This is a genomic window from Paenibacillus hamazuiensis (assembly GCF_023276405.1).
GTDB classification, from domain to species: domain Bacteria; phylum Bacillota; class Bacilli; order Paenibacillales; family NBRC-103111; genus Paenibacillus_AF; species Paenibacillus_AF hamazuiensis.
The window spans coordinates 8,000,850-8,014,145 of record NZ_JALRMO010000001.1; the positions used below are offsets into that span (position 1 = coordinate 8,000,850).

Sequence of the window (13,296 nt, forward strand, 5' to 3'; positions counted from 1 at the left end):
TGCAGCCGCTCCGGATAAGCCTCTCGCTTAACAAGGAGGATCCTATGAGCTACATTACTTTTGAAGAAAACCGCCCGATGGATTTCATCGGCTTGGGCCGTTTGTGCATCGATCTTAACGCCAACGAAATTCATCGTCCGATGGAAGAGACGCGGACGTTTACCAAATACGTGGGCGGATCTCCCGCCAACATTACGATTGCGATCGCCCGCCTCGGGAAAAAAGCCGGCTTCATCGGACGCGTGTCCGACGATCAGCATGGCCGCTTCATCACGAACTACCTGAAGGAGCGCGGCATCGATACGTCGAGCGTCATTACCGACAAATCCGGCAGCGTGACGGGGCTCGCTTTCACCGAAATCAAATCGCCGACCGACTGCAGCATCCTGATGTACCGTGACAATGTCGCCGACCTGAAGCTCGAGCCGGCCGACGTGAAGGAAGAATACATCAAAAATGCGAAGACGATTATGATTTCCGGCACGGCGCTTGCGGCAAGCCCGTCGCGCGAAGCGGTGTTCAAGGCGGTGGAGCTTGCGCGCAAGCATAAGGTCGTCGTGTTCTTCGACATCGACTACCGCCCGTACACGTGGGCTTCCAAGGACGAAGTAGGCATCTACTGCAGCCTTGTCGCCAAGAAAAGCGACGTCATCCTCGGCGGTCGCGAGGAGTTCGATTTCCTCGAAGCGCCGTACGGCCCGCTGAAGCAGGACGACCGCGCGACGGCGGAAAACTGGTTCCGCCATAACGCCAAAATCGTGCTCGTCAAGCGCGGCGGCGACGGCTCCACCGCTTTTACGCACGACGGCCAGTCGTTCAAGGGAACGACGTTCCCGGCGAACGTCGTTAAGACATTCGGCGCAGGCGACTCGTTCGCCGGGGCGTTCATCTACGGCCTGATGAACGGCTGGGACATTTCGCGCAGCCAGCAGTTCGGCGCCGCTTCCGCCTCCATCGTCGTGTCCAGCCACAGCTGCTCCGACGCGATGCCGACGGCCGAAGAAATCCAGGCGGTTATCGATAAGCATACGAGCAAGTAACGCAGAATAGACGATCGGAACGAACAACTTTTAAGGAGAGATCACCGTGACTCAAATATTGAAAAACTTTATCGGCGGCAAATGGGTGGAAGCGACCTCCGGCAAAACCGATATCGTGCCGAATCCGGCGACAGGCGAAACGCTGGCTCACGTGCCGCTGTCCTCGAAGGAAGATGTCGCCGCCGCCGTGGCTGCGGCCAAAGCGGCCTTCAAGGAGTGGAAAAACGTAGCGGTACCGCGCCGCGCGCGCATTATGTTCAAATATCAGCAGCTGCTCGTCGATAACTGGAAAGAGCTCGCCGAGCTCGTGACCAAGGAAAACGGCAAAAGCTACGGCGAAGCGTACGGCGAAGTGCAGCGGGGCATCGAGTGCGTCGAGTTCGCGGCCGGCGCGCCAACGCTGATGATGGGCAGCAATCTGCCGGATATCGCTACAGGTCTTGAGTCGAACTTCCACCGCTATCCGATCGGCGTCGTCGGCGGGATCACGCCGTTCAACTTCCCGATGATGGTGCCGTGCTGGATGTTCCCGCTGGCGATCGCCTGCGGCAACACGTTCGTGCTGAAGCCGTCCGAACGCACGCCGCTGCTCGCTAACCGGCTCGCCGAGCTCTTCAGCGAAGCGGGGCTGCCGGACGGCGTGCTTAATATCGTGCACGGCGCTCATGACGTGGTTAACGGCCTGCTCGAGCACCAGGATGTCAGCGCGATTTCGTTCGTCGGCTCCCAGCCGGTAGCCGAATACGTATACAAAACCGCCGCGGCGCACGGCAAACGCGTGCAGGCTTTGGCCGGCGCGAAAAACCACGCGATCGTCATGCCGGATGCCAACATGGACCTCGCGATCAAAGAGATCATCAACGCGTCGTTCGGCTCCGCCGGCGAGCGCTGCATGGCGACATCCGTCGTCGTTGCGGTAGGCAAAGCGGCGGATGAGCTGATCCCGCGTCTCGTGGAAGCGGCGAAGGCGATCACGATCGGCAACGGCCTTGACGAAGGCGTGTTCCTCGGTCCGGTTATCCGCGACTCGCACAAAGCCCGCACGGTTTCCTATATCGAAACCGGGCTGAACGAAGGTGCGATTGCGCTGCTTGACGGCCGCGAAGCTCCGGCTGCCGGCGGCGACGGTTATTTCGTAGGCCCGACGATTTTCGACCATGTGAAAAAAGGGATGAAAATTTGGTCCGACGAAATTTTCGCGCCGGTGCTTTCCATCGTTCGCGTCGAAACGCTCGATGAGGCGATCGAGCTGGCCAACGCGTCCGAGTTCGCGAACGGCGGCGTGCTGTACACCGACAGCGCGAAGGCGATCCGCCATTACCGTGAAAACATCGATGCGGGCATGCTCGGCATCAATGTCGGCGTACCTGCGCCGATGGCGTTTTTCCCGTTTTCGGGCTACAAAAAATCGTTTTACGGCGATCTGCATGCCAACGGCAAAGACGGCGTCGAATTTTATACCCGCAAAAAAATGGTCGTCGCGCGTTACTAGTAGAGAGTGTTCAAAAAGCGAGCGAAGGAGTTTAGGGGTATGCTGAAGGAGCGTAAGCGTTCGCCTTTGAGATCGTAAATTAACCTTTATATTTTATTTATAAATTTACGATCTCAAGAGCGACCGGAAGCATTCCCCTACTCCGAAGCGACGCACCTTTTTGAACGTACTTTTGAAGGCGGCTAACGACAGGGAACAGAAGTAAGGAGCTTGGCTTATGCCGGCTCCTTGCTCGCGTTCCCTTTCCCGTTTGCCGCCGTGAAACGGCCCATACCCGCATAAAGGAGCGATCCCGTTTGAAGGCTCTCGTCAAAACTCACCCGGGACCCGGAAATGTCGAGCTGATCGATATTCCGGAGCCGAAAATCCGTCCGGACGTCGGCGTGAAAATCGAAGTGAAGTACACCGGCATTTGCGGCACCGATCTGCACGTTTACCACGATACGTTTAAAAATTACCCGCCCGTCACGCTTGGCCACGAGTTTTCCGGCGTCGTCGTCGAGGTCGGCAGTGCGGTGCAGCGCGTGAAGCCGGGCGACCGGGTTGCCGTCAACCCGTCGACGGCCGTCGTCTGCGGCAGCTGCGAATACTGTCTGCAAGGCTACTATATGTTCTGCCCGATCCGCCGCGGGATGGGACACGGCGTGAACGGCGCTTTCACCAAATATGTCGCCGTGCGCGAAGACCAGGTGTATCCGCTGCCGGATCACGTCTCGCTGGAGGAAGCGGCGCTCGCCGAACCGCTCGCCTGCGCGGTGCAAGCGATCGAGGAGCTGACCGACCTGCATGCCGGCGACGTCGTGCTGCTGTCGGGTCCCGGTCCGATCGGCATGCTCTGCCTGCAGCTGCTCACGGCCAAAGGCTGCCGCGTCATCGTCGCGGGCACCGGGCAGGACCGCATGCGCTTACGTTTGGCGCTGCGCCTCGGAGCCAGCCTCGCCGTCGACGTGACGGCCGAGGATTTGCAGGCGATCGTCCTCCGCGAAACGGGAGGACTCGGCGTGGACGCCGCCGTCGAATGTGCCGGCGCCGGCGCATCGGTGGTTGCTTGCCTTGAGGCCGTAAGGCGGCTCGGCAAGCACATCCAGGTCGGCATCATCGGCAAAGATGTGACGCTGCCTTTCGACACGGTGCTGTACAAGCAGCTCCAGGTCGTCGGCACGCTCGCGCATTCGCAGAAAACGTGGGCGCGCGTCATCAAGCTGCTGCACCAGCGGAAGCTGGCTTTGACGGAGACGGTCACGCACCGCCTGCCGCTCAGCAGGTGGAAGGAAGCGTTCGAGCTGTGCGAGAGGAAGCAAGGGCTGAAGGTGTTTTTGTCATACGACGAGTAACGGGGATACAATGAGAGGGGATTGGTTATCAGCCCCTCTCGCTTCAGATCGGGCAAAAGTGTCATAGATTCGCTCGAAGAGGCATAAGATTTAATAGAGTAAAGCGCTTTACTTATTGCCGGAAAATTATGCGAAGCAAATATTTAGCGAATAACAGGAGTTCCTTGAGGAGGAAAATCATATGCCAACCGCACGCTGCGCCAAACCCGAAGAGCTGGAGGCGCTTATCGCTTTATCGGACCGCACGTTCCGCAAACCGGGACAAACCTCGATGGGAACGGCTTATGCGATGCTTTTTTCCGAGAATAATGCGGAGAACCTTCTTGTCATGGAAGAAGACGGCATACCGGCAACGCTCGTAGGGCTGCTGCCGATGCAGCTGTCCGTTGCAGGCTGCGCGATCTCCGCTGTCGGCATGGGCTCGGTCTGCACGGAGACGGCTTATCGCGGGCGAAATTTTGCCGATACGCTGGTGAAGATGGCGATCGATCAATGCCGGGAAAACGACGTACATGTGCTGCTCATATCGGGCAACCGCAGTCTGTACCTCAGAAACGACTGTATGGAGGTAGGCTCAGTCAGGCACTTCACGCTGATGCCTGGGGAAGACTGGCAAGGACTCGCCGAACAAGCGGGAACGGTCCGTCCATACGATGAAGAACGCGATGTTCGGGCTATGCTGCGGCTGATGGAAGCGGATCAGGCATACTACCGGCGTTCGCCGGAAGAGATGTCTTTATTGATCCGCAGCGCGGCCGTGATGAGCAACTACTCGGCGGAGCAGCATGTGCTGGTGCATACGGCGGACAACGGCGAGATGCTCGGCTACATCGTGGTCGGACTTCCGGCAAAGGGGGACTCCTTAACGGCTGAGGTCGTCGAATATGCAGGAGGAGACGAAACGGTTGTGCGCTTGCTGAGCGAGGTCGCGGGACACTTCAAACCGGAACGGACGAATGTCCCCGTCATGCCGCATCGGCATGCGTTGGCGGAGAAACTGGCCTCCACCGGCTGCGCGGTTAAGGAAACGACGATTCCGGGCACGATCCGCATGATTGACTTCACCGGTATGTGGCACGCTTTGCGACCCTATATGGCAGGACGTATCGGCGAAGAGGCGGCATCCCGTCTCGAATGTGTGGACTACGCAAACGGCAATTACCGGATCCGCTTGGGGAACGAGACGCTTACAGTCGACCTGAGAGGAGCGACGACGCTTGTTTTTAACGGTCCGCAGCTGACGGGGCAGGGGGAGCTTAAAAGAGTGTTGGGAGAGCTGTTTCCGCTGCCGTTTGTTTATACAAGCAATTTAAATTTTGTTTAAGAAGTTATATTTTGATTAATCGCTTAACCTTATTCCGCTGTGAAATAGAGCCCTTCGATATATTTGCAGCGGAATAATAAAGCGCTTACAAATGAAATTTACTTAATTCGACAAAAAAACATTGACAAATGTTTGAACATTACGCATAATCAACAATACATAAGGTTAACCGCTTACCCCTTTTTGTCCCAATCGTTAAACCGGTTTAATTGAAAGTTGTCGACTTTTACGCAAAGGAGAGATGGACACAGCATGATGTGGTATTTCAAAGCCCTCGGCAGACGAAGGCTGATCGAGTTTATCATTCTCGTCATTTTTGCCGTTTTCTTTATGGGCCCTTTACTGAACCTGCTTTTGTTAGCGTTTACAGGAAAGTGGCAGTATCCCGCTCCGCTCCCGCAATCGTGGTCCCTGGACTGGTGGAAATTCGTTTTGTCCAAGGATGAGGTGGTTAAATCGATCGGGCTTTCCTTTGTGATAGCCACGGTTGTAACCGCTTTATCGATCATTATCTGCATCCCGGCCGCCTACGCGTTTGCGCGGATTCGTTTTCCGCTCAGCCGGATGTTCCTGTTCTCGTTTTTGCTCACCAACGCTTTTCCGAAAATGGGGCTTTACGTCTCGATTGCGGTGCTTTTTTACAAGGTCGGTCTGATGAATACGTTCATGGGCGTCGTGCTCATCCACATCGTCAACACGCTGATGTTTATGACCTGGATTCCGTCTTCGGCGTTCCGCAACGTGCACCAGGCGCAGGAGGAGTCGGCGAGGGACGTCGGGGCCAGCCCTTTCAGAGTATTCTGGAACATAACGTTTCCGATGGCGCTTCCCGGCATCACGGTCGCTTCGATTTTCACTTTCCTTCATTCGCTGGATGAAGCGCAAGGGACGTTTCTTGTCGGTATCCCGGATTTCCGGACCATGCCGGTCGTCATGTACTCGATCATTTCCGATTATCCGAGTACGGCGGGCGCGGTGTTTTCGATTATCCTGACGCTGCCGACGATCGTGCTGCTGCTGGCTGCGCAGCGGTTCGTTTCGGCCGACGTGATGTCGGGCGGCTTCCAGATGAAATAAGATCACATCTACACACGGGAGGAACCTATGATTCAGCTGTCGATTCAAAACCTCACGAAGCGGTACAAAACGGGAGATGGCGTATCCGGCATCAACATTGACGTGGGCAAAGGCGAGCTGGTTACGCTGCTCGGGCCCTCCGGCTGCGGCAAAACGACGGTGCTGCGCAGCATCGGCGGCTTTCTCGAGCCCGATTCGGGGGATATTCTCATCGAAGGCAAAAGCGTGCTCAAGCTGCCGCCGGAAAAACGGCCGACGGCGATGGTATTCCAGGGCTACAACCTGTGGCCGCATATGAACGTTTACAACAATCTCGCTTTCGGTCTGAAAATCCGCAAAAAAAGCAAAAGCGAGATCGACGAAGCGATTCGGCGCGTGCTCGATCTTGTCCGTCTGCCGGGCTCCGAGAAAAAATACCCGGGCCAGCTGTCCGGAGGTCAGCAGCAGCGGATTGCGGTCGCCCGGGCGTTCCTGCTCGAGCCGGCGGTGCTGCTGCTTGACGAGCCTTTCTCCGCGCTCGACGCGAAGCTTCGCCACGAAATGCGCGAGGAGCTGCGCGACATCCAGGCGAGCACGGGACTGACGATGGTGTTCGTCACGCACGATCAGGAAGAGGCGCTGTCGATTTCCGACCGGATCATCGTGATGAATGCCGGCAACATCGAGCAGATGGCGACGCCGCAGGAAATTTACGACCATCCGAAAACATTGTTTGTCGCGCAGTTTATCGGCAAAATGAATTTTATCCAAGGCAAGGCCGAAGGCAGCCACGTGCATGTAAAGCAGCTTCGGTACGCCAATACGGAGCAACTGCAAGGAGATGTGACCGTCGCCGTCAGGCCGGAGGATATCGCCATTTCGAAGCCGGATGAAGGGATGCGGGCAACGATTCACCAAATCATGATTCTCGGTCATTATGCTGAAGTTTCGCTGGAGACGGAATGCGGCAATTTGAAAGCGTTTTTACCCCGCGATTCCGTGAAGGACATGTATCCGGGCCAGTTCGTCGGCATTACGTTTTCCAAGGTTCTGACCTACAAGTCAGCTTAAGGTTGTTTAAGGCGGCTCCCACCAAAGTACCGGGAATTGGCTGCGGAGGTTGGCTTCACTTTGGGGGGACCTAATATATAATTTGGGAGGAATAAGGGATGGTCAAAATGAAAAAGCGTTTGAGCATGGCAGCGGCTTCCGTGTTGGTGTTGTCTCTTGCGGCAGGCTGCGGTTCGGGCGGAAGCGGAACCGCTGCTACAGGCTCGTCCGGCGGGGGCGACGCGTCGAAGGCCGGGGCGAAAGACGAGTTTTCCTTCTATTTCACCGGTTCGCTGAATGTGAAGGAGCTTTGGGAAACGCTGGTGCCGATGTTCGAGAAGAAAAATCCGAATATCAAGGTCAAAATGGTGCATATCGACTCCAGCGCCGGCGGCCAATCGACGGTCGACCGCATCATTGCTGCGAAGCAGGCGAATCAGAAATCCGGCAACATCGATCTGTATGAGGCGGGATTGTCGGACGTAACGAAGGGCATCAAGGAAGATCTGTGGGCCGCAGTAGACAGTAAGAAAATTCCGAATCTCGCCAAGATTGAGGACAAGGCAATAACGACCGTCAAATCGATGGCGATTCCGTACCGCGCTTCCGCCGTCGTGCTTGCCTATAACAGCGCCAAGGTAAAGACGCCGCCGAAAACGGCTCAGGAGCTGTACGACTGGATCAAGAAAAACCCCGGACGGTTTGCGTACAACGATCCCGCCACGGGCGGCGCGGGAGATTCTTTTGTACAAACCGCCATCTACAACTTCCTGCCGCCGGAAGCGAACGTAAGCGACGATCCGAAGTGGATGCAGCAGTGGGATAAAGGGTTCGCTCTTTTGAAGGAGCTGCATCCGTACATGTATCAGAAAGGCGTTTATCCGAAGAAAAACCAAGGTACTCTCGATTTGCTCGCCAATGGCGAAGTCGACATGATTACCGCCTGGTCCGACCAAGGGCTTGAGCAAATCGGCAAAAAGCTGCTGCCGGACACGACCAAGCTGACGCAAATCGAGCCGTCTTTTACCGGCGGTCCGACCTACCTGATGGTGCCGAAGCTCGGCGAGCATCAGGAATCGGTAGCCAAATTCCTTGACTATGTGCTGTCGCCGGAAGCGCAGTCGGTCATCGTCAGCAAAATGAACGGCTACCCGGGCATCAAATGGTCGGAAATGCCGCAGGAGCTCAGAGACAAGTTTAAGGACGTGGCCGGCGGCTACCGCACGTTCGCCCTCGGAGATCTGGGCAAGGAGATTCAAAAACGCTGGCAGCGGGATGTTGCCGGCCAATGAGCAAAGCGATAAAACAGGGGATTTTCGGGCTCGCGCTTGTCATCCCCTCCTTCCTGATCTTGTGCTTCGTCGTCATCGTGCCGATCATTCTTGCCATCAACGAGAGCTTTAAGGACAGCAAGGGCAATTACAGCTTGACGCATTACGTCTATTTATTTACGGATAAGGTGTCGGTAGCGAACATAACGTTTACGTTAAAATTGACCCTGATTTCCGTCGTGCTGGTGCTGCTCATCGGCTACGCGCTCGCCGTCTACTTGCGGTTCAGCAGCGGTCCGATCGTCACCGGCATCAAGAAAATGTACATGATTCCGATGTTCATTCCTTCAGTCATCGCCTCTTACGGGATCATCAATATGTACGGCAACCACGGATGGCTTTCCAGGCTGCTGCTGCCGTTTGGCATCGAAGAGATACCGAAGATCATTTTCGATTATAAAGGGATCATCCTCGCCAACCTGTGGTTTAATATTCCGTTTACGACGATGCTGCTCAGCTCGGCGCTGTCCGCCATTCCAAACGCGATCATCGAAAGCGCCAAAGATATCGGAGCGAGCCGGCTGCAGATCTTTTTCCGGTTTATTTTGCCGCTGTCTTACCGGACGATGTGGGTGGCCGTGACGTTTATTTTCATGGGAATTATCGGCGGCTTTACCGCGCCGTTCCTGATCGGTCCGAACTCGCCCCAGGTGCTTGGCGTATCGATGCGGCAAATTTTTTCGGCGTATCAGGATACGCAGCTGGCGAGCGCCAACGCGGTATTTATGTTCGTGCTTTGCTCGATTATGGGGTATTTCTATATCCGTACGATGATCAAGGACGACAAGACATCGTCGCATTAAAACGAACGGGGCCTGTTCTGTTCGGCAGCGCGCGGGAGAGATTTCCTTCGGCGAATGCTCCCCTTTTGCACCTTTTCCTTTAGCCGGGCTTTCGAATGCGGGAGGCGGGCTAAAGGAAAGGGTGCTTTTTTCCAATAACAATCCGGCATATACTTGCTGTATGGACATTTACGATTGTCGGGAGGAGACGTCATGAACACATTGCTGCAGGCGGAAGGAACGGTCACGCCAAGCTGTTCCAAAAGCCACATTACGTATACGCTGCATCTGCACGAGGAATGCCGCGAGCTCCACGTGGAATTTGCTTACGAGCCGAAGACGCTGGACGATGAGGAACAGGCGAAGCCACTGATTTTGCAGGGCTTGGAGCAATTTATTCTCGATGAGCATAGAAAAGGATATGAGGAAAATTGGCGGGATTTCATGCCGCTGAACAATCTGCTGACGCTTTCCTTCGACGATGAAAACGGCTTCCGCGGAGCGGGGCACCGGCACGATCCGGCTCAGCATCTGGTGATTGGAGCGGAGCAGGCATCCCCCGGACTTGTCCCGGGGATATTTCCGCGCGGACAGGTGAAGGTGATGATCAACGTGCACTGCGTGGTTACGGAAAAGTGCCGCTATTCTTTGCATGTTTGGGAAGGGGGCGGCGTATAATGACCGAGTGGCTGCCGTTTGAGCTGCACTGCCATACGTTTCACAGCGACGGGAAGATGTCTTTGGAGGAGTTGGCGCTGGCCGCCAAAGCGCTCGGATTGCGCGGTGTCGCCTTAACCGATCACAATACGATGACCGGGCTCGCAGGACGCGAGGAGGTAACGCGAAAAACCGGAATCGAGATCATACCCGGGCTGGAGTGGACGACGTTTTTCGGCCATATGCTGACGATGGGCATCCGGGACTATGTGGATTGGCGCAATCTCAGCCCGTTTCATATCCACCGGGGCATCGAAGCGGTTCACCGCCAGGGCGGCCTGGTCGGCGTCGCCCATCCTTTTAGGGTCGGAAGCCCGATGTGCACCGGCTGCTTCTGGGAATTCGAAGTGACCGACTGGAACGAAGTCGACTACGTGGAAGTGTGGTCGGGCCTGTTTCCGTCGATCCGCAAAAATAACGCCCGTGCGTTCGGCATGTGGACCGATCTGCTGAACAAAGGCCACCGGATTGCGGCGACATCCGGCCGGGATTGGCACGTATCGGATCCGGTCAGCGAGCCGGTGTGCGCGACGTTCCTCGGTATTGACGGGTGCGCCGGAGGGCTTGTCCCAGCCGCTTTGGATGCGCTGCGCAGGGGCGCCGTCATCGTCTCGATGGGGCCGCTGCCGACACTTGCCGTCACGTCGCCGGAGGGACAAGTGGCCGGGGTAGGTGACGAGCTCCGGCTGCAGACCGGCTCACGGTCGGCGAGGGTTGCGGCCGGAGCCGATTTTTCCGCGCGGGAAGGACAGTGGGAGCTGCCGGAGCAAAAGCTGACGCTGAGGATCGTCAGCAACGCAGGGACGCTCGGCGAATTCGCCGTCACCCGAAGCGAGCCCTCCGCTTCCGGCGACATTTCGCTGGACGGAGTGCGCTGGCTGCGGGCGGAGCTGTATGGCACCTTTTGCGGCGCACATACGATGATCGGATTTACGAACGCGATTTACGTTCGCGATTTACATGGAGGAAGTGAACTAACATGATGGGAACAGCAAGCCTTTGGACGATCTCGCACGGAGAGCTGCTGCTGCGTATGGTGCTCGCGGTAGTGCTTGGCGGCGTGGTCGGCATGGAAAGGGAATGGCACAATCACGCAGCGGGCTTTCGCACGCATATTCTTGTTTGTCTCGGCTCGGCGACGATTATGCTGCTTTCGATTTACGGCTTCTCGGAGTTTGTGAATGAAACCAATGTAAGGGTCGATCCGGCCCGCTTGGCGGCGCAGGTGATCAGCGGCATCGGCTTTCTCGGTGCGGGGGCAATTCTTCGCAACGGCTCCGTGATCAGCGGGCTGACGACCGCCGCCTCGGTGTGGGTCGTCGCCGCCATCGGGCTTTGCGTCGGAGCCGGGTTTCTGTATGCTGCGTTTTTTGCGACGATGCTCGTGCTGATCAGCCTGCTGGTGCTGAACAAGTGGGAGAAATATTTGATGCGCAATCGAAGAAACCATGAGCTGACCATCAAAACGCTGGACCAACCGGGCGTGCTCGGCAAAATCGCTTCCGCATTCGGCGAGCAGGGGATTCAGATCGTAAATGTGAAAATGATCCCGGAGAGCGAGGACGGGAACAAGGCGACCATGCGGCTTTGCTTCAGCTTGAAAGTAAACCATCCGAGCAAATTCGTCAGCGCGATGGAGCAGATCAACACGCTCGATTTCGTGCTGTATACAGAGTCGGACGGCAAACCGATGATCGTCACCCATTCGGCCGGAGTCGAGCAGGTGCATTAGCCGGAAGTCGGTTCGGCGTTTATACCGCCACCAACTGGGAGCTAGGAACGATGCGGCTGAAGCAGCTCATCGAAGCGCTGCACGCGCTGATCGCAGGCAAAAACGTCGTCGGCATCGACGTCTGCGGCGAGCTTTCCGCACAAGTCGATGCATGGCGGAATGCCGGACAGATCCGGCTCAACGAGCAGGCGAATCTCGCCATATTTGAATCGGCGCTCATGCATGCGTGACGCGCCGCACTATAGGCTTGTCCGAAGAAGCATACGGGACACCATCCGTGCGAATGCCGGAGGGTGTTCTTTTTTTTGCGTATTCTGACGCAATGGAAAATTCTAGATTGGTTGAACTCCGCATGATATCATTAAGAATGGATCGTAAACGAACCATACCCATAACTATGGCAATAACAGCCCCTTGAGGTGGCATACAGGAGTTGTCTTGGAAAAGATGAGGATGCTGGATGAACATGCGGTTTCACAGGCGCCCGGGGAAATCGGGGGATCGCTTGATGCGGAAATGGCCCGGTTGGCACACCTGATCTATACCCATGCTCCCAATGACGGTACCTTTAGCCAGCGTATCTCCGGTTTGCACGTCAGCCGCTATTCGCGTACGGACATGGACTACGTGAAAACTTTCTACTTGCCCTCATTGGTAATTGTTGCACAAGGGGCAAAGACCGTCACGGTGGGGCAGGAAATCTACCAGTTCGGCAGGTCGCAGATGCTTATGTTTCCCGTTGCCCTTCCGATCGCTATGAAGGCCACACACGCCAGCTATTCCGAACCGTTCCTCGGCGTAAGACTGGACCTTGATCCGCAAAAGATCGCCGAGCTGGTCCTGAAAGTATATCCCCAGGGTTTGCCTCCGGCTCGTCAGCGCAGCGCGGGTTACGTCACGGGCGCCGACCTGGGCATTATAGGTGCGGTGAAGAGGCTGATGGATTGTCTGCCGAATCCCGGCGATGCTGAATTGATTGCCCCGCTCGTGATGGACGAGATTTTGATACGAGTTCTGCGCAGCACTATCGGCGTTCACGTCGCTGAAATGGGTTTTGCGGATTCCGGCGTTCAGCGAGTTGCGAAGGCGATTGCCTGGCTCCGCGACAACTTCTCCCAGCAGATGAAGGTTGCAGACTTGGCCGAGCTGGTGCATATGAGCGAATCCTCATTTCGCGAGCATTTCAAGTCCGTCACCTCGCTGAGCCCGCTGCAGTACCAAAAAACGCTGCGCCTTCATGAAGCGAGACGTCTGATGGTCTCCGGCTCAATGGATGCGACCACGGCATGCCGGCTGGTGGGGTATGTGAGCACCTCACAATTTAATCGAGATTACAGCCGCCTTTTCGGAAGCCCGCCCAGGAGAGACATCGCCAGATTGCGTCGGTAAATACACATGCCGGATGGGCCAAATCCGTATGGGACGGCACCAAGCGTTG

13 protein-coding genes are annotated in these 13,296 nt (G+C 56.4%); all 13 read left to right on the forward strand.

Features of this window, described 5'->3' with window-relative positions:
* The first annotated feature begins 44 nt into the window (after window positions 1–44).
* The 13 genes from iolC (at window position 45) to MYS68_RS35445 (ending at window position 13,247) form a co-directional block, all read left to right on the forward strand.
* Entirely contained in the window at window positions 45–1,040 is a 996-nt protein-coding gene (gene iolC, locus MYS68_RS35385) for a 5-dehydro-2-deoxygluconokinase (protein WP_248930235.1), read from the forward strand.
* A gap of 46 nt (window positions 1,041–1,086) precedes the next feature.
* A complete protein-coding gene (locus MYS68_RS35390; protein WP_338043652.1) occupies window positions 1,087–2,532 on the forward strand; it encodes a CoA-acylating methylmalonate-semialdehyde dehydrogenase in 1,446 nt (481 codons plus the stop codon).
* A 296-nt stretch (window positions 2,533–2,828) separates the two neighbouring features.
* Window positions 2,829–3,866 carry a zinc-dependent alcohol dehydrogenase gene (locus MYS68_RS35395; protein ID WP_248930236.1) on the forward strand — a complete coding sequence of 346 codons (1,038 nt, stop codon included), beginning with the start codon at window positions 2,829–2,831 and terminating at the stop codon, window positions 3,864–3,866.
* 181 nt (window positions 3,867–4,047) lie between these two features.
* The gene (locus tag MYS68_RS35400) at window positions 4,048–5,190 is read left to right on the forward strand and encodes a GNAT family N-acetyltransferase (RefSeq protein WP_248930237.1); all 1,143 of its coding nucleotides are present in this window, start codon (window positions 4,048–4,050) and stop codon (window positions 5,188–5,190) included.
* A gap of 252 nt (window positions 5,191–5,442) precedes the next feature.
* Window positions 5,443–6,267, forward strand: a complete 825-nt coding sequence (locus MYS68_RS35405) for an ABC transporter permease (protein WP_248930238.1) — start codon at window positions 5,443–5,445, stop codon at window positions 6,265–6,267.
* A gap of 27 nt (window positions 6,268–6,294) precedes the next feature.
* Entirely contained in the window at window positions 6,295–7,317 is a 1,023-nt protein-coding gene (locus MYS68_RS35410; protein WP_248930239.1) for an ABC transporter ATP-binding protein, read from the forward strand.
* A 98-nt stretch (window positions 7,318–7,415) separates the two neighbouring features.
* A complete protein-coding gene (locus tag MYS68_RS35415) occupies window positions 7,416–8,588 on the forward strand; it encodes an extracellular solute-binding protein (protein ID WP_248930240.1) in 1,173 nt (390 codons plus the stop codon).
* On the forward strand, window positions 8,585–9,430 hold the full coding sequence (locus MYS68_RS35420; RefSeq protein ID WP_248930241.1) for an ABC transporter permease: 846 nt from the start codon (window positions 8,585–8,587) through the stop codon (window positions 9,428–9,430). The genes MYS68_RS35415 and MYS68_RS35420 overlap by 4 nt, the downstream gene beginning before the upstream one ends.
* Before the next feature lie 192 nt (window positions 9,431–9,622).
* Window positions 9,623–10,087: a hypothetical protein gene (locus MYS68_RS35425; protein ID WP_248930242.1), complete on the forward strand. Its 465-nt coding sequence runs from the start codon at window positions 9,623–9,625 to the stop codon at window positions 10,085–10,087.
* The gene (locus MYS68_RS35430) at window positions 10,087–11,109 is read left to right on the forward strand and encodes a CehA/McbA family metallohydrolase (RefSeq protein WP_248930243.1); all 1,023 of its coding nucleotides are present in this window, start codon (window positions 10,087–10,089) and stop codon (window positions 11,107–11,109) included. The genes MYS68_RS35425 and MYS68_RS35430 overlap by 1 nt, the downstream gene beginning before the upstream one ends.
* Entirely contained in the window at window positions 11,106–11,858 is a 753-nt protein-coding gene (locus MYS68_RS35435) for an MgtC/SapB family protein (protein WP_420852185.1), read from the forward strand. Before MYS68_RS35430 ends, MYS68_RS35435 begins: the two co-directional genes overlap by 4 nt.
* 50 nt (window positions 11,859–11,908) lie before the next feature.
* On the forward strand, window positions 11,909–12,088 hold the full coding sequence (locus MYS68_RS35440; protein WP_248930244.1) for a hypothetical protein: 180 nt from the start codon (window positions 11,909–11,911) through the stop codon (window positions 12,086–12,088).
* 217 nt (window positions 12,089–12,305) lie between these two features.
* Window positions 12,306–13,247, forward strand: coding sequence for an AraC family transcriptional regulator (locus MYS68_RS35445; protein ID WP_248931120.1), 942 nt, complete (start codon window positions 12,306–12,308; stop codon window positions 13,245–13,247).
* The last annotated feature ends 49 nt before the right edge of the window (window positions 13,248–13,296 follow it).